General features: G+C 42.9%; 2 protein-coding genes and 1 pseudogene. 1 reads left to right on the forward strand and 2 read right to left on the reverse strand.

Translation table 11 applies throughout. The features are described from left to right. The first annotated feature begins 738 nt into the window (after window positions 1–738). On the forward strand, window positions 739–2,013 hold the full coding sequence (locus GRP75_RS20330) for an oligosaccharide MFS transporter (RefSeq protein WP_160790199.1): 1,275 nt from the start codon (window positions 739–741) through the stop codon (window positions 2,011–2,013). Between the two features lie 96 nt (window positions 2,014–2,109). Here the strand turns inward: GRP75_RS20330 and GRP75_RS20335 are convergent, their stop codons facing one another. Together GRP75_RS20335 and GRP75_RS20340 are read right to left on the reverse strand one after the other, a co-directional pair. Further along, window positions 2,110–3,813, reverse strand: a complete 1,704-nt coding sequence (locus tag GRP75_RS20335) for a methyl-accepting chemotaxis protein (RefSeq protein WP_160790200.1) — start codon at window positions 3,811–3,813, stop codon at window positions 2,110–2,112. 33 nt (window positions 3,814–3,846) lie between these two features. Continuing rightward, window positions 3,847–4,091, reverse strand: a pseudogene (locus GRP75_RS20340) (carbohydrate ABC transporter substrate-binding protein); the annotation flags it as partial.

Below are 4,091 nucleotides of genomic sequence, written 5' to 3' on the forward strand. Positions count from 1 at the left end.
ATCTGGTGCTTTTCACAAATAATGCTCAGTTCGATCTAAATGCCATCACCAATCAGGGACAGCCATCGCTCCCCCCTTCTGACTAGTGTAGGGTGATAACCTGTCCCTTAGGGTGAGTGGGTTTCGTCTTAACTCATCGTTACACAATACTTTATATACGATCACTGTTTCAAGTAACTTTGTACTTGCAAAATAAATCACTTCATCCCCTTGCTTTTACAATTATGATGCCCCCCTATGTTTCTCCTCCTACTTAGTGAGCTTAATGAACTATAAGGGAATTTTACACTTAGGACTTATTTCTTACAAGACGTAGATGTAGTTACACACACCCGGTAGGTCTCGTAAAAGTTTTTAATTAGTTCAAACACCCATGTAACAGCATATTCTCATGTTATCGTCATATCGCTTACATCAAGAGCTACCTGGTTGCTTTTGGATAAAGAAAGTGAGTTAACTCTCAAGCGTTCGCTATGTTAGATTTCTTTAAAATCATACGCATTCTTCATCTCTGTTCGAAAGAGTAATACATAACCTGTTTTGTATATTTTACCATATTTAATCCATATCAGGATCGGCTGTTTTATTCGAATTATCAACTGATTGTAATAAGCACAGGAAATCTTGGGAAAATGCCCTATGGAAGCATCTGAATAATCCTTACAATTAATAGTACAGACAATGCATATTGACGTTGTATACAATTTGAGCCGCTACAATTTAAAGGGGTGCTTAAACATGATGAATTTGGCAAAACGCAACTATTGGTCTTTGAGTATTTTTAACTTCGCTTATCTGTTTACATGGTCTGCCGCCATGTCTTTTTTTGTCATTTGGCTGGGACAAAGCCTGGGAATTTCAGAAACCTACACGGGATTTCTATACGCGGCTAATTCAATCGTCGCCTTGATCATGCAGCCCCTGTTCGGTTACTTATCTGACAAGCTGGGCTTGAGAAAACATCTGCTGTACATACTCTTTACAATCCTTTTGCTCGTCGGACCCTTTTTTATCTATGTGTACGGTCCATTGCTTCAAACGCAGTTCGTCATTGGTGCCATTGTTGGTGCGCTATTTATCGGCCTGGTGTTTAATGCAGGTAACGGTGTCGTCGATTCGTATATGGACAAAGTTTCGCGTAAATATGGCTTTGAATACGGACGGGTTCGTATGTGGGGTTCGCTCGGATGGGCGGCGGCTACTTTTGTTGCTGGACGGGTCATCAATATCAATGTAAATCTGACCTTCTGGATCGCCTCGGTATCTGCCATTGTTGCCATGATCTGCATCTTCCTGACCAAAGTCGAAATTTCCGGACAGGAGCAGCAGAAAACAGAATCGTTGAAGCTAATTGATGTACTGCATCTCGTACGTACCAAAAAGTTCTGGTTTCTTATGCTATTCATGGTTGGCGTGACCCAAATTTATGAGGTATATGACCAACAGTTTGCCACATACTTCGTATCGCAGTTCAGTTCCAAAGCGGAAGGAAATCAATTCCTTGGCGATTTGAGCGCTGTGCAAGTTTTCCTGGAATTTGTGTTCCTTTTCGTTACCCCTTGGTTTGTGAACAAAACGACCGCCAAATGGGCATTAATTATTGCCGGGTCGATTATGTCATTGCGTATTATCGGCTCTTCGTTGCCATTCGGCTCCATATGGGTCGCTGCAATGAAGATGATTCACTCCCTGGAGAAACCGCTTATTCTGGTAGCCATCTTCAAATATATTATCGTTAACTTTGACCAGCGCCTGTCCTCCACCATGTACCTGCTGTATTTGTTTATGGGCTCCCTGGTGGTTTCCATTTTCTCGCCCATTGTCGGGCATATGTATGAAGTATTAAATTTCCCGATTACCTATGTAATTCTGGGTTCCATTGCAGGCCTGTTCACCATCATATCCTGCTTTACACTGACAGCAGACAAGAAGAATGGGGAACGGTATCTGGAGGAACGCCGTAAACAAGATTTGAAAAGAGCAAACAAAAAAGCTGAAGCAGTTCATTCGTAATCTAATGGTTTGAGCTTAACAGAACAGCGGCAGTCTAGGACTTGTTTTTCTCGTCCAAGGCTGCCGCTCTTAACTCCAGTTAATTTGAAGCTTATTTTAAATCTTGAATACCGACACCGTTTGATTCATCTCTTCCGCCCGCTTGGCAAGCATGTTAGCACCTGCAGACACTTCCTGCATGGAAGCGGTAGTTTCCTCGACCACGCTTGCGACTGTTTGAGTAGAATCGGCTGCACGTTCGGAGATTTCAGCAATTTTTCTCATAGATTCCACCATAGAAACGGTTCCTTCATTTACAGATCTTGCTTCTACAGCCGCAGTGTCCACCTCACCGCTCACTTCTTCAACGGCACCTACAATCTCAGAAAAGACGTTACCGACACCTTCGACAAGCATCATACCTTCATTCAGAGATTGAACACCTTCATTCATTGAAATCACAACTTCATCTGTTCTTAAGGTAATTTCGTTGACGAGCGAAGAGATCTTGCCTGTTGCTTCACTTGCTTGTGCCGACAGATTGCGTACTTCATAAGCGACAACCGCAAACCCTTTTCCCTGCTCTCCCGCCCTCGCAGCTTCTATACTCGCATTTATTGAAAGCAAGTTGGTTCGGGCTGCTATTTCACGGATCATAGCTGTGATCTGTCTGATCTCCGCAGACTTTTCTCCTAGAATATTTACCACTTCAGCGGATTGAGTTACCTTGGTATGCACATCTCTTATTTGGGAGACAGTCGAAGACATTTGGGTTTTCCCGTTGTTTGCTTTTTCTTGTGCTTGGGTTGTGAGATTAGCCACATGAACAAAGCGATTCGTTATGTTGTCTACACTTTTAGAAACGTCTACCGTGTAATTCAGCGTTTCAGCTATATCTGCAAGCTGTGTCTGAGATCCCTCTGCAACTTGAGTGGCACTTATAGCTATCTGCTCGGTAGCGATGCTTGTCTGTTCCGCACTGGCCGTTAACTGTTCAGCCGTAGAGGCAACCAGTAAGGAATTATCCACAACTTCCTTTAAAAGGTTGCGCAGTGAATCGCACATTTCATTAAAATCGGATGCCAGTTCCCCGACCTCATCTTTTGATCGGACCCTAAGGGGTTCCACTTGCAGGTTCCCCCCGGTTACCAGCTTCATCTGTTCCGCTATCTTTAATATGGGCTTAGTGAACGATTGAGCCAGTAAAAAAGAACCGATAATCCCAAGGATTGTACATATGATAGTCAGAGAAATCATAAACAGTTTACCTGAATAGTAGGAATCACTCGATTGATTAGCTGCATCCGTGGCGTACTGCTCATTAAGTAGCTTCAGTTTATTTACATCGTCTAATGCTGCCTTATAAATAGAAGAATTTCCATGAATGATCATGTAGGCCATCACTTTGTCGTTTTCTTCCATGGCAGCGGAAACCACTTTGAGATGGCGAAGATACATTGCCCACTGACCATAAAAGTTGGTGAACAGTTCTTTTTCCTCTGCCGTAGAGGCTAAACTTTGATATTCATTTACACGCTTATCCATTGAAGCTGTAGCTTTGGTTAGTTCTTCTTGGTAAGTGCTGCGAACGGCAACATCCTCTTCGAGTATCAGTCGAACGGTGAGTCTATCGATTTCTGTAATCTGCTTATCCATACCTTGAAGAAGAATAACCGCAGGTAAAGACTTGTTATTTACCTTATCAGAAGCCTCCCCCATTTCCGACATCTTAATGACGCCTATTACACTTGAAAGGGACAGTACGATAACCAGTATGAGCGCTGCACTAATTATTTTTTTCTTTAGCGTTAATTTAAACATCTTTATCTTCCTCCCGTGACTGGTCTCGTGTCATCACTGCTGAGCTTTCCAGTATATGCGTATTTGACGCAACAGCTCAGCCTTATCTATTTTTCCACTGATATAGCTTTGGATAGATGCTCCTGTGATGGCCCCATGATCAGGTGGAAGTGTTGCCATAAACGGCAGCGTCTTTCCGCTCGACATATATGACTTGATCGATTTACTCAAGGGATCGGTAGGCTCCAAGTCAATATTCTTGAACGCCGGTATAACATTGGCCTTGTTAACCAAAAACT

Origin of the sequence: Paenibacillus sp. OT2-17, from assembly GCF_009827695.1 — a bacterium.
GTDB classification, from domain to species: Bacteria; Bacillota; Bacilli; order Paenibacillales; family Paenibacillaceae; genus Paenibacillus; species Paenibacillus polymyxa_B.